The organism is Thiothrix winogradskyi, from assembly GCF_021650935.1.
GTDB lineage: Bacteria > Pseudomonadota > Gammaproteobacteria > Thiotrichales > Thiotrichaceae > Thiothrix > Thiothrix winogradskyi.
Window position 1 is genome coordinate 873,492 of sequence record NZ_CP091244.1, and the last position, 26,168, is coordinate 899,659.

General features: G+C 52.4%; 17 protein-coding genes. 16 read left to right on the forward strand and 1 reads right to left on the reverse strand.

The genetic code is table 11. The features are described 5' to 3' along the window. The first annotated feature begins 8 nt into the window (after positions 1–8). The 15 genes from L2Y54_RS04575 (at position 9) to L2Y54_RS04645 (ending at position 21,719) form a co-directional block, all read left to right on the forward strand. Positions 9–515, forward strand: coding sequence for a 16S rRNA (cytosine(967)-C(5))-methyltransferase (locus L2Y54_RS04575; protein ID WP_236500144.1), 507 nt, complete (start codon positions 9–11; stop codon positions 513–515). Next, positions 512–1,096, forward strand: a complete 585-nt coding sequence (locus L2Y54_RS04580) for a DUF4390 domain-containing protein (RefSeq protein WP_236500146.1) — start codon at positions 512–514, stop codon at positions 1,094–1,096. The genes L2Y54_RS04575 and L2Y54_RS04580 overlap by 4 nt, the downstream gene beginning before the upstream one ends. Continuing rightward, positions 1,081–3,255: a sensor histidine kinase gene (locus L2Y54_RS04585; protein ID WP_236500149.1), complete on the forward strand. Its 2,175-nt coding sequence runs from the start codon at positions 1,081–1,083 to the stop codon at positions 3,253–3,255. The genes L2Y54_RS04580 and L2Y54_RS04585 overlap by 16 nt, the downstream gene beginning before the upstream one ends. An 11-nt stretch (positions 3,256–3,266) precedes the next feature. Beyond that, complete coding sequence (locus L2Y54_RS04590) at positions 3,267–4,649, forward strand: sigma-54-dependent transcriptional regulator (protein WP_236500151.1); 1,383 nt, start codon at positions 3,267–3,269, stop codon at positions 4,647–4,649. A 9-nt stretch (positions 4,650–4,658) separates the two neighbouring features. Continuing rightward, positions 4,659–6,032 carry a Trk system potassium transporter TrkA gene (gene trkA, locus L2Y54_RS04595; protein ID WP_236500153.1) on the forward strand — a complete coding sequence of 458 codons (1,374 nt, stop codon included), beginning with the start codon at positions 4,659–4,661 and terminating at the stop codon, positions 6,030–6,032. A 4-nt stretch (positions 6,033–6,036) separates the two neighbouring features. Then, a complete protein-coding gene (locus L2Y54_RS04600) occupies positions 6,037–7,488 on the forward strand; it encodes a TrkH family potassium uptake protein (RefSeq protein WP_236500155.1) in 1,452 nt (483 codons plus the stop codon). 163 nt (positions 7,489–7,651) lie between these two features. After that, positions 7,652–8,275: a GspH/FimT family pseudopilin gene (locus L2Y54_RS04605; protein ID WP_236500157.1), complete on the forward strand. Its 624-nt coding sequence runs from the start codon at positions 7,652–7,654 to the stop codon at positions 8,273–8,275. Between the two features lie 168 nt (positions 8,276–8,443). Continuing rightward, positions 8,444–10,099, forward strand: a complete 1,656-nt coding sequence (gene pgi / locus L2Y54_RS04610) for a glucose-6-phosphate isomerase (protein ID WP_236500158.1) — start codon at positions 8,444–8,446, stop codon at positions 10,097–10,099. 118 nt (positions 10,100–10,217) lie between these two features. Next, complete coding sequence (glk, locus tag L2Y54_RS04615) at positions 10,218–11,204, forward strand: glucokinase (RefSeq protein WP_236500160.1); 987 nt, start codon at positions 10,218–10,220, stop codon at positions 11,202–11,204. Next, positions 11,201–12,529: a glucose-1-phosphate adenylyltransferase gene (gene glgC, locus L2Y54_RS04620; protein WP_236500163.1), complete on the forward strand. Its 1,329-nt coding sequence runs from the start codon at positions 11,201–11,203 to the stop codon at positions 12,527–12,529. Before glk ends, glgC begins: the two co-directional genes overlap by 4 nt. Continuing rightward, positions 12,511–14,232, forward strand: a complete 1,722-nt coding sequence (locus L2Y54_RS04625; protein ID WP_236500164.1) for a glycoside hydrolase family 57 protein — start codon at positions 12,511–12,513, stop codon at positions 14,230–14,232. Before glgC ends, L2Y54_RS04625 begins: the two co-directional genes overlap by 19 nt. Further along, positions 14,232–15,662, forward strand: coding sequence for a 4-alpha-glucanotransferase (malQ, locus tag L2Y54_RS04630; RefSeq protein ID WP_236500165.1), 1,431 nt, complete (start codon positions 14,232–14,234; stop codon positions 15,660–15,662). The genes L2Y54_RS04625 and malQ overlap by 1 nt, the downstream gene beginning before the upstream one ends. Further along, positions 15,610–17,778 carry a 1,4-alpha-glucan branching protein GlgB gene (gene glgB, locus L2Y54_RS04635; protein ID WP_236500168.1) on the forward strand — a complete coding sequence of 723 codons (2,169 nt, stop codon included), beginning with the start codon at positions 15,610–15,612 and terminating at the stop codon, positions 17,776–17,778. The genes malQ and glgB overlap by 53 nt, the downstream gene beginning before the upstream one ends. After that, on the forward strand, positions 17,779–19,221 hold the full coding sequence (gene glgA / locus L2Y54_RS04640) for a glycogen synthase GlgA (RefSeq protein ID WP_236500169.1): 1,443 nt from the start codon (positions 17,779–17,781) through the stop codon (positions 19,219–19,221). Further along, positions 19,218–21,719 (forward strand): glycogen/starch/alpha-glucan phosphorylase, encoded by a 2,502-nt coding sequence (locus L2Y54_RS04645; RefSeq protein WP_236500178.1) that lies wholly within the window; start codon positions 19,218–19,220, stop codon positions 21,717–21,719. Before glgA ends, L2Y54_RS04645 begins: the two co-directional genes overlap by 4 nt. A 12-nt stretch (positions 21,720–21,731) precedes the next feature. Here L2Y54_RS04645 and ispH read toward each other — a convergent pair whose 3' ends face one another. Continuing rightward, a complete protein-coding gene (gene ispH / locus L2Y54_RS04650) occupies positions 21,732–22,670 on the reverse strand; it encodes a 4-hydroxy-3-methylbut-2-enyl diphosphate reductase (RefSeq protein WP_236500179.1) in 939 nt (312 codons plus the stop codon). Positions 22,671–22,792: 122 nt separating this feature from the next. On the opposite strand from ispH, the gene L2Y54_RS04655 reads away from it, so the two are divergent. Beyond that, positions 22,793–26,008 carry a helicase-related protein gene (locus L2Y54_RS04655; RefSeq protein WP_236500185.1) on the forward strand — a complete coding sequence of 1,072 codons (3,216 nt, stop codon included), beginning with the start codon at positions 22,793–22,795 and terminating at the stop codon, positions 26,006–26,008. Positions 26,009–26,168 lie beyond the last annotated feature (160 nt).

The window sequence follows — 26,168 nt, forward strand, 5'->3', positions numbered from 1 at the left end:
GCTGGTGGTTGTTTAGTGCACTCGATGAAAGCGAATCACGCCTCAAACGTGTCACCGAAAACCTGACACGCCTGAATTTGCAGGCGCAACTGGTAACAGCGGATGCGGGGGAATTGGAAACTTGGTGGGATGGTCAATTATTCGACCGTATTTTGTTGGATGCCCCGTGTTCAGCCACTGGTGTCATCCGTCGCCACCCGGATATTAAAGTATTACGCCGTGACAGCGATATTGCCGAATTGCAACAAGAACAGGCGCGTTTATTGCGCAGTTTGTGGCATACTTTGCGCCCCGGCGGGCAGTTGCTGTATGCGACTTGCTCAATTTTGCCGGATGAAAACAGCCGTCAGGTGGAAGCTTTTTTGGCGGAATACCCTGATGCTTACCAGCAGCCTATAGAGGCTGCATGGGGTCATGCCCAAACCGTCGGGCGGCAAATTTTGCCGGGGGAACAGGGCATGGATGGGTTTTACTACGCACGATTGGGCAAAGCAGTGCAGGAAACAATACCGTGATCAGCAAATTATCCATAACGCAGCGATTTTTAGTCACCGGACTGCTATTGCTGTGCGCTTGTTTGGGGCAGGCGCAGGCGCAGGCTTCTGAAAGCAGCATCCGTTTTCAGGAGTTTTCTATTCGGATTCAGCCACCCAAGCAATTGATAACCACCCTCAAGTTGGATTACGACCTGAGTGATTATTTGCGTGAAGGCTTATTGAATGGCTTAACATTACAAAACGAAACTCGCTTTACCTTGGAGTGGCATAACACTTGGTGGTGGAATACTCAAAAACCCTTGGTGGTGGTGAAAACTGAACTAAAATACCATCCATTGAGCAAGCAGTATCAGGTCGTGCGCCAGGATACCAAGCAGAGCTGGAACTTCCCGAATCTGCCCGCTGCCTTAGAACAAATGGGAGCCTTGAGCGATCATCGCTTGCCAGCGCTACCGGGGGATGCGTGGGGAGATAATGCGGCTATTTTTGTGACCGCTACGCTTACTCAGCAATCATTGGAGTTGCCGTTGAAACTGAAGTCATTATTTTCTGACCGCTATTCACTGGAAAGTGATGGAGTGCTGTGGCCGATTCCCTAAAAAACCGTTGGTGGCAATGGCTGCCGCTACTGTTAGTGTTTTTATTGCTGATGGTGTCGTTGACGTTATTGAATCTGGCGACGCTCAGCCCCAGTAATCTCCAGCGTTACGGGGATTGGCATTTTTACTTCAGTGTGCTGACGCTGGTGTTACTGAGTGTGGTTATTCTCGGTAATTTGGTCAAAGTATTTAATCAGTGGCGCACCCGGCAAGCCGGTTCGCGTTTTACCTTGCGCTTAATGACGGGTTTTCTGATCCTGACCTTATTGCCGGTCTTATTTGTCTCGCTGTTTGCGGTTAACCTGATTGGTACACGCATTGACCGCTGGTTTTCAGTGTCGGTGGAGCGTGCCTTGGGCGATTCGCTCGAATTGAGCGAGTTGGCACTGGAAACCCGTCACCGTCAATATTTGGATGCCTTAAGGCGTTTCCACCCTAGCCTGCACGGCAAAGAGGTGCACGAAATCCCGCTGTTATTGGAGAAATTTCTCAGTATCGGTGCAAGTGAAATCGTGCTGCTGGATCATTCCCAGCAATTGTTGGCGTTGGCATTGGAAGATACCGAAACCTTGATTCCGCAAATGCCGGGGCAGGGTTTATTTCGTGCCATGCAAATCCGTGATTATTATTACGCACTTGAACCGGAAGGTACGGATAAGTTGTTTTCACGGGTGGCGCTGAAGGTTCGTTATGGGCGTGAGAGCGAATATCAGGCTATCCTTACCGCCCGCTTTCCGATAGCGGAGCGGGAGCGTGCTTTGGCTGAAAGCGTGTTGTCAGGGCGTAATGAATACACAAGCCTGGTGTATCAGCGCGATGTGCTGAAAAACATGTTTCGCCTGATGATTATCGTCATTATGGTGTTGACTACTTTGTTTTCTTTGTGGGCAGCGTTTGTGTTTTCGCGGCGCTTGACGCGCCCGGTACGCACGCTGGTGGAAGGCACGCTCGCGGTCGCCGCTGGTGATTTGGATAAGAAATTGCCTGTCTCGGAACGCGATGATTTCAGCATCTTGGCACGTTCGTTTAATACCATGACCAAGCGTCTGTCAGATGCACGGGTGGAGCGTGAACAAGCCCGCCGCCAGTTGCAACAGGAACACGATTACCTGCATGTGGTGCTGGAACATTTATCGTCCGGGGTCATTACGCTGGATGAAGCCAGTACGATTCGGCGCGTGAATTCGGCGGCTAACAGCATTTTGCGCCAACCCTTGCTGGATCAAGTCGGTAAAACCTTGAGTGAATTGGGGGATAAGCTGCCCGCGTTACAGCCTTTCATTGATATGGTGCAAACGCATTGGCAAGACATGCTCACCGGGCGTGAATGGCAGGCTGAAATCACTTTGAATACCGAAGATGGGCGGGTGATTTTGGTGTGTCGGGGTGCTTCCTTACCGCAAGGCGTGTCGGGGCAGCAAGGTTCCGTGTTGGTCTTTGATGATGTGACGGATTTGATTCAGTCCGAACACGATGCGGCGTGGGGCGAAGTGGCGCGGCGCTTAGCGCATGAAATCAAAAATCCGCTGACCCCGATTCAGCTTTCGGCGGAACGTTTGCACCGCAAATTGGCAGGGGAACTCAGTGCCGACTCTGCCAGTTTCCTGCAACGCATGACCAATACGATTGTGCAGCAAGTCGACAACCTCAAGTCGATGGTGAATGCCTTTAGCGATTATGCCCGCGCCCCCAGCTTACGTCTCCAGTCGGTGAACCTGAATGCGTTGGTGCAGGAAATTGCTGAGTTGTACCGCCTGAATGAAGGACAGGTGCAGATTCATCTGGAACTGGCTCCGAATTTGCCTGCGTTAGCGCTGGATATTCACCGCATTCGCCAACTGCTGGTGAATTTGACCAAAAATGCGCTGGAGGCATTGGAGGAACATCACGTCAGCCCCGCCAGCGTCACTATCAGTACGCAATACCAAGTGGATAGCAAACAAGCCATACTCAGTGTTCGGGATAATGGCTCTGGGATTGCGCCAGAATTATTGCCACGCTTGTTCGAGCCTTACGTTACCAGCAAACACAAAGGCACCGGCTTGGGCTTGGCGATTGTTAAAAAAATCGTTGAGGAGCACGGCGGATACATCAGCGCCCGCAATCATGAGAGCGGAGGCGCTATAATCAGCGTAAAGTTTCCAGTCAATGAGGCATAGGGAGTAGGGATATGACCGCACAATACATTATGGTGGTGGATGACGAGCCGGATATTCGCCAGCTTGTCAGTGAAATTCTCGAAGACGAAGGCTATCGAGTAGTCACGGCTGAAAATGCCGCCAAAGCCCGTGAACTGCACCGCAGCCGCAAACCTGATCTGATTTTGCTCGATATTTGGATGCCGGGGCAAGACGGCATTTCCCTGCTCAAAGAATGGCGTGAAAACGATACGCTGTGTTGCCCAGTCATTATGATGTCAGGGCATGGCACGATTGAAACTGCCGTGGAAGCCACCAAACTCGGCGCACACGATTTTATTGAAAAGCCGCTGTCGATGGCAAAAATGTTGCTGACTATTAGCAATGCCTTGCGTGCCAGTCAACTGGAAAAAGAAAACCGGGGTTTGCGCAAACAAATGGTCAGCTCTTTGGAACCGGTAGGCAGTAGCCAACCCATGCAACGCTTGCGTGAACAAGCCAAACGCATTGCGCAACACGATAGCCGCGTGCTGTTGTATGGCGAGCCGGGTACGGGTAAGGAGACGTTTGCCCGTCATATTCATGCCATCAGTAGCCGTAAAAATCGCCCGTTTGTGCGTGCTGCCTTGAGTGCAGGTAAAGACCATGCGACCACGCTCAGCCATTTGCTGTTTGGGCGTGAGGAGCAGGGCAAAATTCAATACGGCTTGCTGGATGAAGCCAATGGCGGGGTGCTATTCCTCGCTGAAATCTATGAATTGGATCAGGATACCCAGACCCGTTTGCTGCATACCCTCAAGGAAAACCGCTACATGCGTATCGGTGGCAGCGATTGGGTGGATATGGATATTACCCTGATGGTGTCTTCCTCCCACGATTTGCTGGATGATGTGCGTGGCGGTAAATTCAATGAGGAATTGTATTACTTGTTGAATATCGTGCCGGTCATGATCCCGCCCTTGCGCGACCACCCCGAAGACGTGCCGGAATTACTGAATCATTACGTTGATATTCTGACCGCACAAGACGGTTTGCCGTACCGGCATATTTCGCTGGCGGCACAGAATTTTCTGCGTAATCACTCGTGGCCGGGTAATATCCGCGAATTGCGCAACCTGGTGCAGCGCTTGCTGATTTTGGGTACTGAGACTGAGGTGTCGCTGGATGAGGTGGAAGAGTCCGTCGGTACACGCATTCCTGTGTTTTCACAGGAAATCGGGCAAATTCCCGAAAGCCTGTTTGATATGCCGCTACGGGAAGCCCGCGAGCAGTTTGAACACGATTACCTGATTTATCAGCTCAAACAAGCCGATGGCAATGTGAGCAAACTCGCGGATCAGGTAAAAATGGAGCGTACCCATTTGTACCGCAAAATGCGCTCCCTCAATGTTGACCCGAAAAAATACGGACGCTAAGCGCACGCTATGAAAATCCTGATTCTCGGTGCTGGGCAAGTGGGTCATTCCGTTGCCGCTTCATTGGTAAACGAAGACAACGATGTCACGATTGTGGACACGAATGCCACTGCCTTGCGCGACTTGCGTGAAAAACTCGACGTGCGAGTGGAGGTGGGACAGGCTTCCTACCCACGGGTGCTGGAACGTGCCGGAATCGAGGATGCCGATATGATCGTGGCAGTGACCAATAGCGATGAAATCAATATGGTTGCCTGCCAGATTGCGCATACGCTCTACCATACGCCGACCAAAATTGCGCGGATTCGCTCCTCGCATTATTTGGATCGCCCCGAATTGTTTAACGATGCGGCGGTGCCGATTGATGTGCTGATCAGCCCGGAACAATTGGTGACAGAGCATATTTTTAACCTGATTTCCCACCCCGGTTCCTTGCAAGTGATCAGCTTTGCCAATGGCAAGGTGCAAATGGTCGGGGTGAAAGCGCTGCATGATGGCCCGCTGATTGGTTCCCCCTTGAAAGCCATGCGTGAACACATGCCGGGTGTGGAAGCACGGGTTGCGGCAATTTTCCGCAAAGGCAAGCCGATTAACCCGACCGAAGCCACGGTGGTGGAAGTTAATGATGAAATCTTTTTCATTGCCAGCCCCAAACACATCCGCGCCATTATTAGCGAATTACGCAAGCTCGACAAACCCTACAAGCGCATTATGCTGGCAGGTGGCGGCAATATTGGCAATCGCTTGGCACGTTTGCTGGAAGAGTCTCGTTATCACGTCAAAATCATTGAGAAAGATAATGAACGTGCTGCCAAACTCGCCGAACGCCTTGATAAAACCATTGTGCTGGAAGGCGATGCCGCTGACGAAAGCTTGCTGAGCGAGGAAAACATCGACAATACCGATGTGTTTGTGGCAATTACCAATGACGACGAAGCCAATATTTTGTCTTCCATGTTGGCGAAGCGTTTGGGGGCAAGACGGGTCATGTGCCTGATTAACCGCCCCAGTTACATTGATTTGGTGGAAAGCAGCATCGACATTGCGATTTCGCCGCAGCAAGTGACCATTGGCGCGTTACTGACGCATATTCGCCGGGGCGATATTGTGGCGGTACATGCTTTGCGGCGCGGTTCGGCGGAAGCGATTGAAGTGGTGGTACATGGCAATTACAAAACCTCGCGGGTGGTGGGCAGGCGTTTGGATGAAATCAAATTGCCTCCCAGTGCGACCATTGGCGCATTGGTGCGGGGGGATAGCATTTTGATGTCTGCTGCTGAATTGGTGGTGCAGGAAAATGACCACATCATTATGCTGGTGACGGACAAACGTTACGTGCCAGCGGTGGAGAAACTGTTCCAAGTCGGCATCCAATTCTTTTAAGCCTATGCAATTCAAAGTCATACAACGGGTGTTGGGCTTATTGATCATGGTGTTTAGCCTGACCATGCTGCCGCCTATCCTGATTGGTTGGGCAATGGATGACCCGGAAACCTTGCCGTTTTGGGAAAGTTTTGCCTTGTTGTTAGCTGGTGGGTTTTTATTGTGGCTACCGGTTTACCGTGAGCGCGGCGAATTGCGTTCCCGCGATGGCTTTTTGATTGTGGTGTTGTTTTGGGTGGTGTTGGGCTTATCGGGGTCGTTGCCTTTCATCTTGTCGGAATCGGTGGAATTATCCGTGACCGATGCGGTATTCGAGTCTATTTCCGGGCTAACCACGACCGGGGCGACGGTCATTATCGGTTTGGACAGTTTGCCGCGTTCCATGCTGTTTTACCGTCAGGAACTGCAATGGCTGGGGGGCATGGGTATTATCGTGTTGGCCGTGGCGATTCTGCCGATCCTGGGGGTTGGGGGGATGCAGCTTTATCGCGCCGAAACGCCGGGACCGATGAAAGATGCCAAGCTTACTCCACGCATTACCGAAACCGCTAAATTGCTGTGGTACATCTATTTGGTGTTGACGGTATTGTGTGCGGTGGCGTACCGCGTGGCGGGTATGGACTGGTTTAATGCGATTTCCCACAGTTTTAGTACCGTGGCAATTGGTGGGTTTTCAACCCATGATTCCAGCCTTGGGTATTACGATAGCAGTGCCATTGAGGCGGTTGCCATCGTATTTATGTTGCTCTCCGGGGTGCATTTCGGGCTGCATTTTATCGCTTGGCGCAGTGCCAGTCTCATGGGGTATGTGCGGGATTCGGAGTTTCGTGCCTATGTCAGTTTAATGCTGGGGCTGATGGTGATCAGCACGCTGTATTTGGCTTACAACTCAACCTATGAAACGTTTGCGGAAGCATTGCGGCATTCGGTGTTTCATGTGGTATCCATTGGGACGACCACTGGCTTTACGACCACAGGGTACAGTGAATGGCCGGGATTTTTGCCGGTGTTGCTGTTGTTTGCCAGTTTTATTGGCGGGTGTGCCGCGTCTACCGCCGGGGGCATGAAGGTCATTCGTTTCCTGCTGTTGGTGAAACAGGGGATTCGTGAAGTCAATCGCCTGATTCATCCCAATGCCCGCATCAGCATAAAAATCAACCGTAATCCGTTGCCGGAAAATGTGATGCAGGCGGTGTGGGGCTTTTTCTCGGTGTATATCGCGGTGTTTGTGGTGTTTATGCTGGTGCTAATGGCGCAGGGGTACGATCAAATTACCGCATTTTCTGCCGTTGCCGCCACTTTGAATAACTTGGGGCCAGGGCTTGGGGATGTCGCGGGTACATTCAAAAGCCTCGATGATTTTTCTAAATGGTGGTTATGTCTGGCGATGTTAATGGGGCGCTTGGAATTATTCACCATGTTGGTGATTTTAACCCCGGCATTTTGGCGCAAGTAGTTCGTTAACGCGGTTAATCTGCTGCGGATAGCCGTTCATCCCACATTCACCGCTGATAAATGGCGGAACCGGTATACTGCGCCACACAAGGAAGTACGTGCATGGCATGGACGCCTTTTCTTCCCTGAATCCCAACAATAAGACACAGCTAAGGGAATGCCTCATGAACAAACACTCACAGCGCGGTTTGACGCTCATCGAACTCATCGTCACTGTCACCATCGTGGCAATATTAGCAGCCGTGGCTACGCCGTCATTGCGTGAAATGGTGGAAAATAATCGCCTGACCGCTCTCAATAACCAACTGGTTTCCACCCTCAACTATGTACGCGCAGAAGCGGTAAAACGTAATTATCCTGTCACTATGTGCGTGCGTAAAGCGGATGGCTCAGGTTGCGTGGATAAAACCAGTACCGATGGATTTGATAACGGCTGGATTGTGTTTGTCGATTGCAACGGTAACGATGCGATTGATGCTTCCGGTTGTAATTACGGCTCCGGTAACACCAATGCGGCTGAGGAAATTCTATTGGATACCATGCCGAATTTTAATGGCGTCACGGTTACTGGTCCAGATACCATTCCCAATAACATAACCCCCAGCATTCGTTACAAGCCCAATGGTGGGATCGCAGGTGTCAGTGGCAGCTTGGTGCTGAATACGGATACACAGGAATACGAGCAGGATTTAAATGCCAGTGGGGTTGCGCGTTACAAAATCAAAATCCAATCGGCAACAGGCAGAATCCGCTCTTGTAAGATTCCAACCGGTGGCTCTGATTGCTGAGCGCTACGCACTGAATTGGGGCAAAATTTCATTGCGTATTCACTTGTGTTGGGGGAAAATCCGGTACGATTTACAACAATAAACCTGCGCTAGATCAAGGCAAGCTAGTGGTTTTCCGGCATAGAATTTGCATAACTATATTGCTGGTTACACGCAGAAGGAGAATTCATGCCCATCACCACGGAACATCCATCCCATGCTGGCACACTACCGGCATTGCACCAGCCCATTCATGCCGCCCTGCAACAGCATTATGCAACCCTCCGCGATGTGCATTTGCGCGAATTGTTTGCCGCTGATCCTGCCCGTTTTGAACGCTTTTCCCTGCAAGTTGGCGATATTTTCCTCGACTATTCCAAGAACCGGATTACCACTGAAACCTTGCAACTGCTGATGCAACTCGCGGAAGCGGCTGATGTGGCAGGCTGGCGCGAACGCATGTTCCAAGGTGACACCATCAATAACACCGAACACCGCGCCGTATTGCACACTGCTTTGCGCAATCGCAGCAATACGCCGGTGCTGGTTGACGGTGAAAATGTCATGCCAGCGGTGAATGCGGTGATCGCACAAATGAGCGCTTTCGCCGAACGGGTACGTGGCGGTAGCTGGACAGGTTATACCGGCAAGCCGATTGTGGATGTGGTGAACGTCGGCATCGGCGGTTCTGATTTGGGACCGCACATGGTGTACCAAGCCTTGAAAGCCTACCGTCATCCACGCCTGAATATGCATTACGTCTCCAATGTTGACGGTGCACACATTGCCGAAAAGCTCGAAAGCCTTGACCCTGAAACCACGCTGTTTATCGTCGCTTCCAAAACCTTTACCACCCAAGAAACCATGACCAATGCGCACCATGCGCGGCACTGGTTTTTGCAACACGCTGCCGATGACGCGCACATTGCCAAGCATTTCGTGGCGGTTTCCACCAATCGGGAAGCGGTGATGGGGTTTGGGGTTGACCCTGAGAATATGTTCGGTTTCTGGGATTGGGTCGGGGGGCGCTATTCGTTGTGGTCAGCGATTGGGCTTTCGGTGGTGTTGGCAGTGGGGGCAGAAAATTTCATTGCCTTGCTGGATGGCGCACACGCAATGGATCAGCATTTCCGTGATGCACCGTTTGAGTGCAATATGCCGGTCATCCTCGCGCTGTTGGGTGTGTGGTACAGCAATTATTTTGGGGCAGAATCGCAAGTCATCCTGCCTTACGATCATTACTTGCGCAGTCTGCCCTTGTATTTGCAGCAAGCCGATATGGAAAGCAATGGCAAATCGGTCGACCGTGATGGCAACGCCGTGGATTATGCCACCGGGCCGATTATTTGGGGGACGAGTGGCATTAATGGGCAACATGCGTTCTACCAACTGATTCACCAAGGTACACGGTTGATTCCGGCTGATTTCATTATTTCGGTCACGCCGCCGACCGATTTGCACGCGCAGCACGATATTCTGATGGCAAACTTTTTGGCGCAAACCGAAGCGCTAATGCGGGGGCGTACTTTGCAAGAAACCCGCGACAGTGGCGTGACCCCGCCTCATGCGCCTAAAGTGTTTGCTGGTAATCACCCTAGTAATGCTTTATTGCTGACGGCACTCACGCCGCATACTTTAGGTATGTTGATTGCGTTGTACGAACACAAAATTTTCGTGCAAGGCATTATTTGGAATCTGAACTCTTACGATCAGTGGGGGGTTGAATTGGGCAAGCAATTGGCGAAATGCATCCAGCCTGAATTGAATGCAGCCGAGCCTGTGACCTCGCATGACGCTTCCACCAATGGTTTAATTAATCGCTATCGGCAACAACGCGCCCAATAACGGGCAGTATAAACGCGCATACCTTGACCTGTAGCAGCGCATGGCGTGTCCACGCTTGCTAGGATCAAGGCATAACAAGCCATAACCCAAAAACGCATACGTAACCATAGGGTCGTCGATGAATGTAATTGCTGGTGATATTGGCGGTACAAAAAGCTGGCTGGCATGGGTGCAAGCCGATGCGCAGACTGCCAGAGTGTGCTTCGAACATGTGTATGCCAGTAGCGAATTTGTCAGTGCCGAAGCGTTGTTGCAGCAATTCTTGGCAGATGCGCAGCAAACCGTTGCCCCGGATAGTGTCTGTTTAGCTTTGCCGGGGCCGGTGCAAGCCGGTCAACCGATTCGCCTCACCAATCTGGATTGGACGCTGGAACATGCCGCGCTGCAAGCCTTGTTGAATACCCCACAACTGCTTTTTATGAATGATTTCCAAGCGGCGGCGGCAGGTGTTGCCACGCTAACGGCGGCAGATTATGTGGTGTTGAATGCGGGGGTGCACTCAGGGAACGGGGAAACGCGTGTGATTACGGGCGCGGGAACGGGCTTGGGATTGGCGTGGATGCAAGCGGATGCCAATGGACATTACCAGAGTTTTGCGACCGAAGGTGGGCATACCGATTTTGCGCCTGCGAATGCGCAGCAAGAACGCTTGCTGGCATTTATGCGCCAGCGTTTCAGCCATGTGTCGTGGGAAAGGGTCTTGTCTGGCCCCGGCGTGAATCAGGTTTACCAGTTTTGTCTGCATGATATGACGGGCAATTTGCCGGATGAGTTGCGTGACCGTGGTGGGGCTGAAGTGAATAGCGCTGCCCAAGCGGGCGACCCGATAGCGCTGGCGGCGATGGAGCTGTTTACCGATATTTACGCTAACTGGGTCGGCAATGTGGCGCTACTCTACCAGCCACGCGGTGGCTTGTATTTGGCGGGTGGTATTTCCGCTCGCATTCAAGCGTGGTTACAGACACCCCGGTTTTTGGCGGCTTGTTTTGACAAAGGCAGGATGGCTGGCTTGGTTCAGCAAATGCCGATCTACTTAATTACCAATACGCGGCTCGGCTTACAAGGGGCGCTGGCGGCTGCACTGCAACATAGGAAGACATCATGACACTGGATAAAAATCAGCAGGCAAAGTTGTACCGTTATTACACTGAACCGAAGATGGTCACGGAGTTGACCCGTAAAACCCTGGCCTTGGTGTTGGCGGGCGGCGAAGGTTCGCGTTTGAAAGATTTGACGATGTGGCGGGCAAAACCTGCTGTGCCATTCGGTGGTAAATACCGCATTATCGACTTTGCTTTATCCAATTGCGTGAATTCCGGCATTCGGCGGGTTGGGGTGCTGACGCAATACAAATCGCATTCCATGATTCGCCATTTGCAACGCGCCTGGGGGTTTATGCGGGCGGAAATCGGCGAGTTCGTGGAAATCCTTCCTGCGCAACAACGCACCAACAAAAAGGAATGGTATCAAGGCACTGCGGATGCGCTGTTCCAGAACATCGACATCGTGCAACGCCATGACCCGGACTACGTGCTGGTGTTGGGTGGCGACCATATTTACACGATGGATTATTCCAAAATGTTGATACACCACGTCAATTCTGATGCGGATTTCACCGTGGGCTGTATTGAAGTGCCGGTGGAGGAAGCCAAAGGTTTCGGGGTAATGTCGGTCGATGATGGCTTGCGTATCACTAAATTCGCTGAGAAGCCTGCTCATCCCGAAGAAATTGCTGGCAAGCCGGGCATGGCGTTAGCGTCGATGGGGATTTACATCTTCTCCCGGGATTTTCTCTACAAAGTGCTGTACGAAGATGCTGCGAAAATGCATTCCTCGCGGGATTTTGGCAAGGACATCATTCCCGCCAACATCAACAGCGCCAAGGCAATGGCCTATCCTTTCCGCAAGGATAATGGCGAACCGGGCTACTGGCGTGACGTGGGGACGCTGTATTCTTATTGGCAAGCCAATATGGAACAGTGCGCCGTCGAACCCGAACTGAATTTGTATGACCGTGACTGGCCAGTGTGGACTTACCAAGCACAATATCCACCCGCTAAATTCATTTTCGACGATGAAGGTTGCCGGGGTGAGGCCATTGACTCACTGATTTCAGCCGGTTGTATCCTTTCCGGCGCAAGGGTTAAACGCTCCCTGGTGTTTTTCGCCACCACGATTGGTAAACACAGCCATGTGCGCGATAGTGTGATTTTGCCCAAAGTGAGCATCGGGGAAAATTGCAAGATCACCAAAGCTATCATCGACAAAGGCACGGTAATTCCCGATGGTACGATTATCGGACAAGACCTCGAACTCGACAGCAAACGCTTCCACGTCACCCCCGAAGGCATCGTCCTGGTGACGGCGGAAATGATGGGACAAAAACTTCACTCCGGCGACAAGGATATGTTATGGCGAATGGCCAGTTAAATGTTGTTCTCTGCTGGCACATGCACCAGCCGTGGTATCGCAACGGGTTAGACGGTGAATACCGCCTACCGTGGGTTTACTTGCATGGCATCAAAGATTACAGCGACATGGCGGCGCATCTGGAAAAACACAGCCGGATGCGCAGCGTGGTTAACTTTGCCCCGGTGTTGCTGGAGCAAATCGACGATTACGCCCAGCAATTAAGTGCGTTCCTCAGCAACGCTACGCCGATGCAGGATAAGTTGTTGAATCTGCTGGCAGGGGTTGAACCCGTGCCAGCAGATACGGCAGCGCGTGCTGAATTGATCGCGGAATGCCAGCGTTGTCATGCGCCGACCATGATTCACTCGCACGCGCCATTTCAGCGCTTGTTCAAGATGATTGGTGCCACCGATGAGTCGGGCATTGGCAGCAAACGCTTTCGTTGTTCCTTAGTGTATTTGAGTGATCAATTTTTTCTCGATTTGTTGACTTGGTATCACTTGGCGTGGATGGGGCAGTCGTTGCAAGACTTACCCATTATTCAGCGCCTATTAGAACGGGGCAGCGAGTTCAGCGCGGCGGATCGGCGGGATTTGCTGGGCGTGATGCGTGATTGTCTGGCGGGTCTGATTCCGCGCTACCGCAAACTGGCGGAACGCGGGCAGGTGGAATTAGCCATGACGCCGTACATGCACCCGATTGTACCCTTGCTCAATGATTTCAATAACCTGCGTTGTTCCTTGCCGGATGCACCCGTGCCGCAAACTAGGCATTACCCTGACGGCGAAGTGCGATCACGCTGGCATTTGCAGCAAGGCATTGACGTATTCCAGCATTATTTCGGTTTGAAACCGCAAGGCGTGTGGTTGTCCGAAGGTGGAATTAGCGAAGACGCGGTAAGCCTGCTGGATGAGCTGGGGATTCGTTGGACGGCTTCCGGGGAAGGCGTGTGGCGTAACAGTTGCCGTTTATCAGGTTACGATGGTGAAGATGAACACAGCAAACGCAGCTTGTTCATGCCGTATCAGCAAGTGGATAGCAAGGTGCGCGTGTTCTTCCGCGATGATGGTTTGTCGGATTTGATCGGCTTTAAGTACAGCACCTGGCACGCCCGCGATGCGGTGGCAGATTTCGTGCAACACTTGGAAAACATTGCGGTATTCCTGAATCACAATGCCTCCAATCAAGTGGTGTCGATCATTTTGGATGGCGAAAATGCGTGGGAATATTACCCGAAAAACGGCGCGTATTTCCTCGATGCGCTGTATGCCGCGCTGAGCAATTCTGACCAAATCAAAATGGTCACGTTTGCCGAAGCCAGTAACTTGCCGACGCGCACTATGCCTAAGATTTGTGCGGGCAGTTGGGTGTATGGCTCGTTCTCGACGTGGATTGGTTCGCCCGATAAAAACCGTGGGTGGGATTACCTTGCTGCCGCCAAAGTCGCCTTCGACGAGGTAATGGCAGCGGGTACGTTGGATACCCAACAGCAAACCCTCGCCAGCCGTCAGTTGGGGATTTGCGAAGGTTCTGACTGGTTCTGGTGGTTCGGCGATTACAATCCGGCGGATAGCGTGCGCGATTTCGAGCGCTTGTTCCGTCAGCAATTGCGCAAGCTGTATGAAATGTTGGGCGTGGATGCGCCTGAGTATCTGGATAAACCGATGTCGCAAGGTGGTGCAGGCGCTGAAAATGCGGGCACGATGCGTAGGAATACTTGATGGGTGTACAAACGATTGGGCGTGCGGCGGGGGTGTTGTTACACCCCACTTCTTTGCCGAGCGGTAAATTGGATGCAGATGCGTACCGCTGGGTCGATTGGCTGGCAGATGCGGGTTTTAAGGTCTGGCAAATGTTGCCGCTGGGCGTGCCGTTGGCGGGGTTGTCGCCGTATCAATGTGCGTCAGCATTCGCCGTAAACCCAGATCTATTTTCTTCGCCCCCTTCACCCCTTGCGGGGGAAGGGCTGGGGATGGGGGGAACGGCGCAGCCGTTTTCTTTCGATGCATGGTACGCCAACCAAAAACACTGGGTCGAAGACTACGCCCTGTTCATGGTGCTAAAACAGCAGTTCGATGGCAAGGAATGGGCTGAATGGTCAGTAGCGTTCCGCAGCCGCGATCCCAAAACGCTGTTCACGGCACGCGGCGAACACGCCGAAGCCCTCGCCGCCATTATCCACGAGCAATATGCTTGCTGGTTGCAATGGCAAGCCTTACGCACCTATGCTACTGAACGCGGTGTTGCTCTGTTCGGTGACATGCCGATTTTCGTCGCCTACGACAGCGCGGATGTGTGGGCAAACCCACAGCGTTTCCTGCTGGATGACAGCGGGACACCAACCGTGGTGACAGGCGTGCCGCCCGACTATTTCTCCGAAACAGGGCAACGCTGGGGCAATCCGCACTACGACTGGGCATACATGCAGACGGAAAACTTCCAGTGGTGGCAACAACGCCTCGCTTATCATTTTGAATTTTTCGATTTGGTACGGCTGGATCATTTCCGTGGGCTAGAAGCAAGCTGGATGATTCCGGCGACCGAACCGACAGCCATCAACGGTTACTGGCAAAAGGTGGCAGGCGATGCGATGCTGGAAAGCTTGCAAGCGAGCATGGGTAATATTCCGCTGATTGCCGAAGATTTGGGGGTGATTACGCCCGATGTCACCGCTTTGCGTGACAAATACGGTTTGCCGGGCATGAGTGTATTGCAATTCGGCTTTGATCACTTTGACGATAACCCGCATAAGCCGCACAATGTGCGTGAGAATACCGTGTATTACACCGGTACACACGATAATGACACCTTGCAAGGTTGGTTCACCGGTCTGAATACGGATGCCCAGCGCCACGTCATGGGGGTGCTGGGTATTGAGGCTGCTTCACAGGTGACAGATACTATGCTGGACACGATTTTTGCCAGCCGTGCGTTGTTAGCCATTATTCCATTACAAGATTTACTGCATTTAGGTAGCGATGCCCGCATGAATACCCCCGGTACGGTGGAGGGTAATTGGGCATGGCGCTTCGACTGGTCAGACATACCGGCAACTCTGGCATCACAATTGCATGAAAAACTACAGGGACACCAGCGAAATGAACGAGAACTTGCGTCGGATACAACAAGGCACACATCACGACCCGTTTGATTGGCTGGGATGGCATCCGCTACCGGATGGCAACCAGGTGCTGCGTACTTTCATGCCTGCCGCTGAAGCGGTTGAAGTCGTCGGGCATGGATTGATGACACGCTTGGAAGGTACTGATTGTTTTGAAGCGAAGCTACCCTCTGCAACTGACACCACTCCTTCGCATCCCGCCCTACGCTGGCAGGACAAACAATCGGGCAACTGGCACGATGCCGTCTGTCCCTATACGTTTCCTCCACAGGTGGGCGACCTTGATTTGCATCTCCTTGGTCAAGGTCGCCATCACCACGCTTGGAAAGTTCTCGGTTCTCATGCGACCAGCGTTGACGGTATCGCAGGCACACGGTTTGCGGTGTGGGCTCCAGCGGTCAAGCGCGTCAGCGTGATCGGCGATTTCAATGCATGGGACGGGCGGCGTCACCCGATGCGAGTGCGCGGTGATTCCGGCGTGTGGGAAATTTTCATCCCCGGCATTGCAGTCGGCACTTCTTACAAATACGAAATCCTCAACCGTCACGATGCCATTGTGGTCAAAACCGACCCGTATGCGCAGCAGATGTTCATGCGCCCCGAAACCACTTCCCGCGTTCCCAATGATGTGCCGCACCCTTGGCAAGATAGCGCGTGGATTAGCGCCCGCGAACAGTTCGATTGGCAACACCAGCCGATGAGCGTGTACGAATTGCACCCCGGTTCATGGCGCAAACACCCGGATGGGCGTTTTTATTCGTGGGCGGAACTCACGGAAACGCTGATTCCTTACGTCACCGACTTAAATTACACCCACATCGAATTAATGCCGGTCGCGGAACACCCGCTGGATGAATCGTGGGGTTATCAAGTGTCGGGCTATTACGCCCCCACCGCCCGTTACGGCACGCCAGATGATTTCCGCGCATTCGTGGATGCCTGCCACGTCGCGGGGCTTGGCGTATTGCTGGATTGGGTTCCGGCGCATTTCCCCAAAGATGATTTTGCGCTGGCAAAATTTACCGGCGAACCGCTTTACGAACACGCTGACCCGCGTCGCGGCGAACATCAGGATTGGGGGACACTAATTTTCGATTTCGGGCGCAATGAGGTGAAAAACTTCCTGATTTCCAATGCGCTGTATTGGATTGATGAATTCCACATCGACGGGCTGCGGGTGGATGCGGTCGCGTCGATGCTGTATTTGGACTATTCGCGCAAAGCTGGAGAATGGTTGCCGAATCAGTATGGAGGACGCGAAAACATTGAAGCGATTGCGTTTTTGCGCGAAATGAATACCGTGGTGCATGGCTATTTCCCTGGCGTATTGACGATTGCGGAAGAATCCACGTCATGGCCTGCGGTATCGCGCCCGGTGGAAATCGGCGGTTTGGGTTTCAGCATGAAATGGAACATGGGTTGGATGAACGACAACCTCAAGTACATTGAGCAAAACCCCGTGCATCGTAAATACCACCATAACTTGCTAACGTTTAGCCAGATTTATGCGTATTCGGAAAATTTCGTGCTGCCGCTGTCACACGATGAAGTGGTGCATTTGAAGCACAGTATGCTGGATAAAATGCCGGGTGATTACTGGCAAGCCTTTGCGAATCTGCGGCTGTTTTATGCATGGCATTACGCGCACCCCGGTAAAAAGTTGTTGTTTATGGGCAGTGAATTCGGGCAATGGGCAGAATGGAACGTGAAAAAAGAGCTGGATTGGGCGTTATGCCAGTTTCCGGCGCATGACAGCATTCGCCATGTATTGCGCGATTTGAACCGGCTGTACCGTGATTTGCCCGCCTTGCACCACTACGATTTTGACGGGCGCGGCTTTCAGTGGATTGATTGCCATGATTCCGATCAATCGGTGTTGAGTTTGATCCGGCACGGTGAAAATCCTGATGATCAGTTGATTATATTGCTAAACTTTACCCCTGTACCCCGTTACGCTTACCGTATTGGGGTTCCCGCTGCTGCGAGCTACCGCGAAGTGCTGAATACCGATTCGGAATACTACGGCGGGAGCAATTGCGGCAATGCGGGCATGATTCCGGTGCAACCTCATGCTTGGATGGGGTTTGAGCATTCGGTCGAAGTCACCTTGCCGCCATTGGCGGCGCTATTTTTACAAGCGTGCTGAATGAAACTACTGTTTGTTGCGAGTGAAGCCTACCCCTTGGTAAAAACGGGTGGCTTGGGGGATGTTGCGTACAGTTTGCCGGTGGCGTTGCACAAAGCCGAGGTGGATGTGCGGCTGTTGTTGCCCGGCTACCGCGATTTATTGCGTAAATTGCGGAGCGTGCGGATTCTGGGTTGGTTGGAACTGCAAGGTGCGGGGCAAATACACACGGTGCGAATGCTGGAAAGCCAGCATCCCGATTACCCGTTCCCGCTGTGGATTGTGGATTGCCCCGCGCTGTTTGATCGCCCCGGCAACCCGTATTTGCAACCGAATGGCTACGACTGGGCGGATAATGTCGAGCGCTACACCGTGTTTGCACGGGCAGCGGCGGAACTGGCACGGGATGCGTTGCAACTGGACTGGACACCGGATGTGGTTCACGCCCACGACTGGCAAACCGGCTTAGTGCCTGCATTTCTGGATATGCTGCCGCAACGCCCGCAGCGGATTTTCACTATCCATAATCTGGCTTACGGCGGGCATTTTTCACAGGCCGATTTCACCAGCTTACACTTGCCAAGCTATTGGTGGTCAGCGGAAGGCGCGGAATTCTACGGCGGCTTTTCGATGCTGAAAGCAGGCATTGTGTATTCGGATGCCGTCACCACGGTCAGCCCGACGTATGCGCGGGAAATCTGTACGCCCGCGTTTGGTTACGGCATGGATGGTTTGCTGCAATCGCGCAGTTACAAGTTGCGCGGCATCCTCAATGGCATTGATAACGATATTTGGAATCCGGCAACCGATGCGTATTTGCCTGCACATTACAGTGTTGAGCAAGTCCAGCCGGGCAAAAGCCTGAATAAAGCCGCGCTGTTGCGGCGCTTTGGGGTGCAGGATCCTGATTCGCATCTGCCATTCCCTTTGCTGGGCATGGTGAGCCGTTTGGTGGAACAGAAAGGCGTGGATCTGGTGATTAACGCGATTCCCGATTTACTTGCCACCACCGATGCCCGCTTTGCGCTGATTGGGGCGGGACATGGCTATTTTGAACAACGCTTGCGGGATTTGGCGGCACAACACCCCAATCGCGTGTTTGTGTTCATCGGCTATGACGAGCAATTTGCGCACTTGCTGGAAGCGGGCGCGGATATGTTCTTGATGCCCTCGCGCTTTGAGCCGTGTGGGCTGAACCAGATGTACAGCTTGCGCTATGGCACGCCACCGATTGTGCTGCATACCGGTGGCTTGGCGGATACGGTGACGGATGGTGTGGATGGCTTCGTACTCCACGAACCGATTACCAGCGCCTTGAAAGGCACAATCCTGCGGGCAATTGACTGTTTCTATCAGCCAGCCTTGTGGCAGCAATTACAAACAACCGGCATGAAACATGCATTCGGATGGGATAACAGCGCGACAGAATATCTGGCGCTATACAACAAAGGAGCAACCGCATGACAGAACACTTTTCACAGCACATCCCGTATGTCGCCGTACCGCTAGACCCATTATCCAATGACGCAGAAACCTTAGGCGCTGATTTCCAGCGTTACCTCTCGTACCACTTGGGGCGTTTTCAGGGTTGCAAGCCGGTGTACTTGTATCAGGCATTGGCGTACACCTTACGGGATCGTTTAATGGTGAACTGGCGTAAGACTTGGGGCGAATACCTGCAACCGGGGCGTCGCCGCGCTTACTATATGTCGCTGGAATTTTTGATCGGGCGTTCGCTTGGCAATAATTTGTTGAATCTGGATATTTGCGAACCTACGAAAAGTGCGTTGTTGAACTATTGCACCGACATGGAGGAAGTGTCTTCGCAAGAACCCGATGCGGGTTTGGGGAATGGCGGTTTGGGGCGTTTGGCAGCGTGCTTTATGGACAGTTGCGCCACGCTGGGCTTGCCGGTAGTGGGTTATGGGATTCGCTACGAATATGGCATGTTCCGCCAGCACATCGACAACGGCTACCAAGTTGAAGACCCCGACCATTGGTTGCGCGACCCGAACCCGTGGGAATTGGAGCGTGCTGAATACAGCCAGCGGGTGCAATTCGGCGGTCATACCGAACATTTTCTTGATCACAGCGGCAAGCAGCGGGTACGCTGGGTCGGCACGAATGACGTGCTGGCTGTGCCGTTTGATATGCCGGTTTCCGGCTATAAAAACGATACCGTGAACACCTTGCGTTTGTGGAAAGCAACAGCGACGGATGAATTCAACCTCGACGAATTCAACGCGGGCAGTTACACCGAAGCGGTCGAAGCTAAAAACCACGCTGAACACATTTCAATGGTGCTGTACCCTAATGACAGCAGTGAAAACGGCAAGGAATTGCGCTTACGCCAGCAATATTTCCTTGCCTCTGCCAGTTTGAAAGACGCGATTCGTTTGTGGGAACGTCAGGGTAATTACGATTACACCAAGTTTGCGGCTGAACACGTTTTCCAGATGAACGATACGCACCCGACTATTGCGGTCGCGGAATTGATGCGCATTTTGATGGATGAGAAAGGCTTGGGTTGGGATGAAGCCTGGGCGATTACGTCTAACTGCATGGCGTACACCAACCACACGTTGTTGCCAGAAGCATTGGAACGTTGGGCAGTACATTTGTTTGCCAAATTGTTACCCCGCTTGCTGGAAATTATTTATGAAATCAATGCGCGTTTCTTGCGCCAAGTGGCAATGAAATGGCCGGGTGATACCGAACGTCAGCGCCGCATGTCGATCATCGAAGAAGGTGGTTCGCAACAAGTACGTATGGCTTGGCTGGCGATTGTGGGTAGCTTCTCGGTGAATGGCGTGGCAGCGTTGCATTCGCAATTGCTGGTGGATGGGCTGTTCCACGATTTCTACCAGCTCTGGCCGGAAAAATTCAATAACAAAACCAATGGCGTAACCCCACGGCGTTGGGTGGCACATGCCAACCCCGGCATGACAGCGTTGATTAGCGAACACATTGGTACAGACTGGGTGCGCGATTTGAGCCAATTGGAAAAGCTCAAGCCGTTGGCAGCACCCGAATACACCGCGTTTCATGCGCAATGGCAGGCGGTGAAATACGCCAACAAGCAGCGCTTAGCCGCATTGGTGAAAAAGGAATGCGGGGTCGATTTCAACCCGAATGCCTTGTTCGATGTGCAGGTGAAACGGATTCACGAGTACAAACGTCAGTTGCTGAATCTGTTGCACGTGGTGCATTTGTACCGCCGCATCAAACTCGGCAAGCTGGATAACTGGGCGGATCGCTGTGTGTTGATCGGTGGGAAAGCCGCGCCTGGTTACGCGATGGCAAAACGCATTATCAAGTTGATCAACAGCGTGGCGGAAGTGGTCAACAATGACCCTGATGTGGATGGGCGCTTGAAAGTTGCCTTCATCCCCAACTATCGGGTGTCGAGCATGGAGATTATTGCGCCTGCCGCGAATTTGTCCGAACAAATTTCCACCGCAGGCAAGGAAGCATCCGGCACGGGCAATATGAAGTTCATGATGAACGGCGCGTTGACCATCGGCACGTATGACGGCGCGAATATCGAAATTCTGGAAGCGGTTGGCGAACCGAACTTCTTCCTGTTCGGCTTGCGGGCGGATGATGTGGAGGAATTACGTCACTGCTACCGCCCTTGGCATTACGTTGAGCAGGATGAGGATTTACGCGGGGTGATTGAGCTGATTCGCTGTGGTCACTTCAATATGACCGAACCGGGCATTTTCGATATGGTATTGGATGCGCTGCTCAGCCCGCACGACCCGTGGATGACGCTGGCGGATTTCCGCAGCTACGTGAATGCGCAGGAACAGGTATCAGTGGCCTGGCAAGATCAGGCGCACTGGACGCGCATGAGTATTCTGAATACGGCGAGCAGCGGGTTCTTCTCCACTGACCGCACGATGGCAGAATATAACCGCGAGATTTGGAAGCTGAAGCCGGGGAATGGCAACGGGGATTGATATTATCCCTCCTTAATCCCGCCGCAAGGCTTTCGGCAGCACAAACGACACATTTTCGGTGATGCCCGAATCCTGCACGCGCACCTTCGCCCCGTGCGCTTGCAGGTGGGCAATCACGCCTTCCACCAACACTTCGGGGGCAGATGCGCCAGCGGTTACACCGACGTTACGCTTACCTTCCAGCCATTCGGCACGAATGTCTTCCGCACCATCAATCAAGTAAGCGGGCGTGCCGCGCTTTTCGGCAATTTCACGCAAACGGTTAGAATTAGAGCTATTGGGTGAACCCACAACCAGAATCATATCGCTTTCATCCGCGAGCTTTTTGAGCGCATCCTGACGGTTTTGGGTAGCGTAGCAAATGTCGTCTTTTTTCGGGCCAATAATGGCGGGGAATTTGGCACGCAAAGCGTCAATCACGATGGAAGCATCGTCCACGGATAACGTGGTTTGGGTGACGAACGCCAGTTTTTCGGGATTGTTCACCGTCAGTTCCGCCACTTCCTGCGGGGAATCGACGCGGTAAACTGCGCCACCGAACGCGGTGTCGTATTGTCCCATCGTGCCTTCGACTTCGGGGTGGTTTTTGTGTCCGATGAGGATGGTTTCGCGCCCTTCGCGGCTGTAACGCATTACTTCGATATGCACTTTCGTCACCAGCGGGCAGGTGGCATCGAATACTTTCAAACCACGGCGTTTGGCTTCTTGCTGTACTGCGAGCGACACGCCGTGAGCGCTGAAAATGACGGTGGCATCATCCGGCACTTCGTCGAGTTCTTGCACGAAAATCGCGCCTTTTTCCCGTAAGTTGTTCACCACAAAGCGGTTATGCACGACTTCGTGACGCACGTAGATGGGTGCGCCGAGGATTTCCAAGGCGCGGTCGACGATTTCGATAGCGCGGTCAACACCGGCACAAAATCCGCGTGGGTTGGCGAGAATGGCTTGCATGAGCGTTCCGTCTGTCAGTGATGGTTGAATAGCGATACTGTAACGAAATGCGGGTTGCAGTGCTATTTTCCAGTATGGTTGTGTTTCGCTATTTGTGTACAAATAACACTCCGAGATATTTCATGCTCATCGACAACAAATCTTCCGGCAAAGTCGGCGAAAAGCTCAAAGCAAACCTGACTTCAGGTGACAGGCTATCGTTTGTATGCGCCTTATTTTCCCTGCACGCTTTTGATGCCCTCAAACAGGAATTGACCAAAAGTGAAAGTTTGCGCTTATTGCTTGCCCCTGCGGGAATCACCAACGATGTCGCCAACGTATTGCCGATTCAGCTTACTGGCGATGCGTTTGAAACCCGCTTGCGTAACCGCCTAACCCAACACCACATTGCCCGTGAATGCGCCAAATGGTTGGAACAGAAAGTCACCGTGCGGCAGGTTAAGCAAGCGGGGATGGTGGGTAACAACCTGTTCCATATTCAGCACCCCGATCAAACCGGGTTTGCGGTTAACGGGAGTTCACAGTTCACCACATCCGGCTTGGGTTACAGCGAATCCCCCGGTTTCCACATGAACATGGGCTTTGCCGATCACGAAAATACCCGCGCCATGCTGGGCTGGTTTGACAGCTTGTGGAACAGCAACGCGGTTGAAGATGCCAAACAAACCCTGCTGCACCAGCTTCAAGCCTTGTATCGCGACTATTCCCCGCAGTTCATCTACTTCCTAACACTCTACAATATCTTCAAGGATTACATCGAAGACATCGACGAAGAGAAGATCATCCGCAGCAAAACGGGGGTGAAAGATACCGCCGTGTGGAACAAGCTCTACCGTTTCCAGCGTGACGGGGTAATCGGGGCAATCGACAAACTGGAGCGTTATAACGGCTGCATCATTGCCGATAGTGTGGGCTTGGGGAAAACCTTTGAAGCACTGGCCATCATCAAATACTACGAGTTGCGCAATGACCGGGTGTTGGTGCTTTGCCCCAAAAAGCTGCGTGAGAACTGGACGCTCTACACCGTCAACGACAAGCGCAACCTGCTGGTGGCTGACCGTTTCAACTACGATGTATTGAACCACACCGATCTTACCCGTGAAGGCGGCTTTTCCGGGGAAATCAATCTGGAAACCCTCAACTGGGGCAATTACGATCTAGTGGTAATCGACGAGTCGCACAACTTCCGCAACAACAATCCGCGCAAGGATGGCAAAACCCGCTATTCACAGATGATGCAGGCCATTATCCGTGCTGGGGTAAAAACCAAGGTGCTAATGCTGTCCGCTACCCCCGTCAACAATCGTATGAACGACCTAAAGAATCAGGTCGCCTTCATTACCGAAGGGCGGGATGATGCGTTGGCGGATCATGGACTAACCAGTATCGAACAGACCTTACGCAAGGCGCAAAGCCGCTTCAACGCATGGGTAAAACAAAGCCCTGAACAACGTACTGCAAAATCACTGTTGGATAATCTGAATTTCGACTATTTTAAGCTGCTGGACTTGCTGACCATTGCCCGTTCACGCAAGCACATCGAGAAGTATTACGGCACGGCAGACATCGGCAAGTTTCCGCAACGCCTCAAGCCACACAACATCAAGGCGGACATTGACAGCAACAGCCAATTCCCGCCGCTCCATGCCATTAACCGCACCATCCGCCGTTTACATTTGGGCGCGTATTCACCGCTGAAGTACGTGCGGGCAGACAAGCGCGAGGAATACAGCCGCCAGTACGACCAAGCGGTAAAAGGTGGGCAAGGCGGCGTGTTCCGGCAAGCTGACCGGGAAGAAAGCCTCATCCACCTGATGCGCGTCAACCTGCTCAAACGCATGGAAAGCTCGATCCATTCCTTTCATTTGACGGTCAATAGCTTGCTGGAACAGGTCGATACCCTGCTGGAGAAAGTGGAACAGCACCAAACCGCCGAGATTGAAGAACTCAGCATCGAAAACCTTGACCTCGATAGCCCAGAATGGGATGCCTTACTGATTGGCAACAAGATCAAGGTACTGATTCAGGACATGGATTTGGTCAGGTGGAGGCAGGACTTACAGGAAGACCGCTACCAACTGCAACACCTGTTGGAAGAATCACAAGCGATTAGTCCGGCACGGGATGCCAAGCTGCACGAGTTGCAGGCATTGATCCGTTCCAAGATCAACCAGCCCATCAATCCCGGCAACCGCAAGGTGATCATTTTCACCGCTTTTGCTGATACCGCCATCTACTTGTACCAACAGCTTGCACCGTGGGCATTGCAAGAACTGGGTGTGCATGGCGCATTGGTGACAGGTTCAGGCAGCAACAAGACCACGTTGAAAGGAGTCAATACCGACTTGGGCAGTTTGCTGATGCACTTCTCGCCCATCTCCAAGGAACGCGACAAGATCATTACCGGGGATGCACCGCAAATCGACCTGCTGATTGCTACCGATTGCATTTCCGAAGGGCAAAACCTGCAAGACTGCGACACGTTGATCAACTACGACATCCACTGGAATCCGGTACGCATTATCCAGCGGTTCGGGCGGATTGACCGTTTAGGCTCAAAGAATACCCGCATCCAGCTTGTGAATTTTTGGCCTAACATGGCGCTGGATGAATACATCAACCTCGAAGCACGGGTCAGCGGGCGTATGGTGCTGCTCGACATTTCCGCGACGGGTGAGGAAAACATCATTGTGCAGGATGAAGCCAGCCAGATGAATGACCTCGAATACCGCCGCAAGCAACTGGAACAGCTACAGGAAACCGTGCTTGATTTGGAAGACTTGGCAGGCGGGGTTTCTATCACCGACCTGACACTCAACGACTTCCGCATGGATTTGTCGGCTTACATGAAAGCCTATCAAGGTGTGCTGGAGCAATCGCCAATGGGCTTGTTTGCGGTTGCCAGCCTTGACGATGAGTTACGGAACGACGGCTTAGAACCGGGGGTGATTTTCTGCCTGAAGAATATCCGTAACCCGGTGCAGACCGACAGCAACTATGCACTTGCCCCGCATTTTCTGGTGTATGTCACCGCAGAGGGTGAGGTGAAACACCCATTCACCGCTACCCGGCAAGTGCTGGATAACCTGAAAAAATTGGCAGTACGGCATACTGTGCCGGATGAAACCGCCATCAACGCCTTCAACCGCAGCACCCGCAAAGGGGCAGATATGCAGCCCTATCAGCAGTTACTGGCAAAGGCTATCGACAGCATTGCAGGCAAGAGTCAGGAAACCGGGGTATTGAGCCTGTTCAGTCGGGGTGGGACGGTGCTTGCTCCGGGTGAGTCGCAGGGGATAGAAGATTTTGAAGTGGTAAGCTACGTTCTGTTACTGTAATGCACAATATATAGTATATATTTTATTTTTAGATACTATATATTGATTTTCAAATCAATTCTGAATGCCGTTAATCAGCCCTTATTGACACATTGACAATTTTTCATAATACTCAAAAATAAGTTGTGTAATTTGGTGTATAATTGGATAATAAGAACGA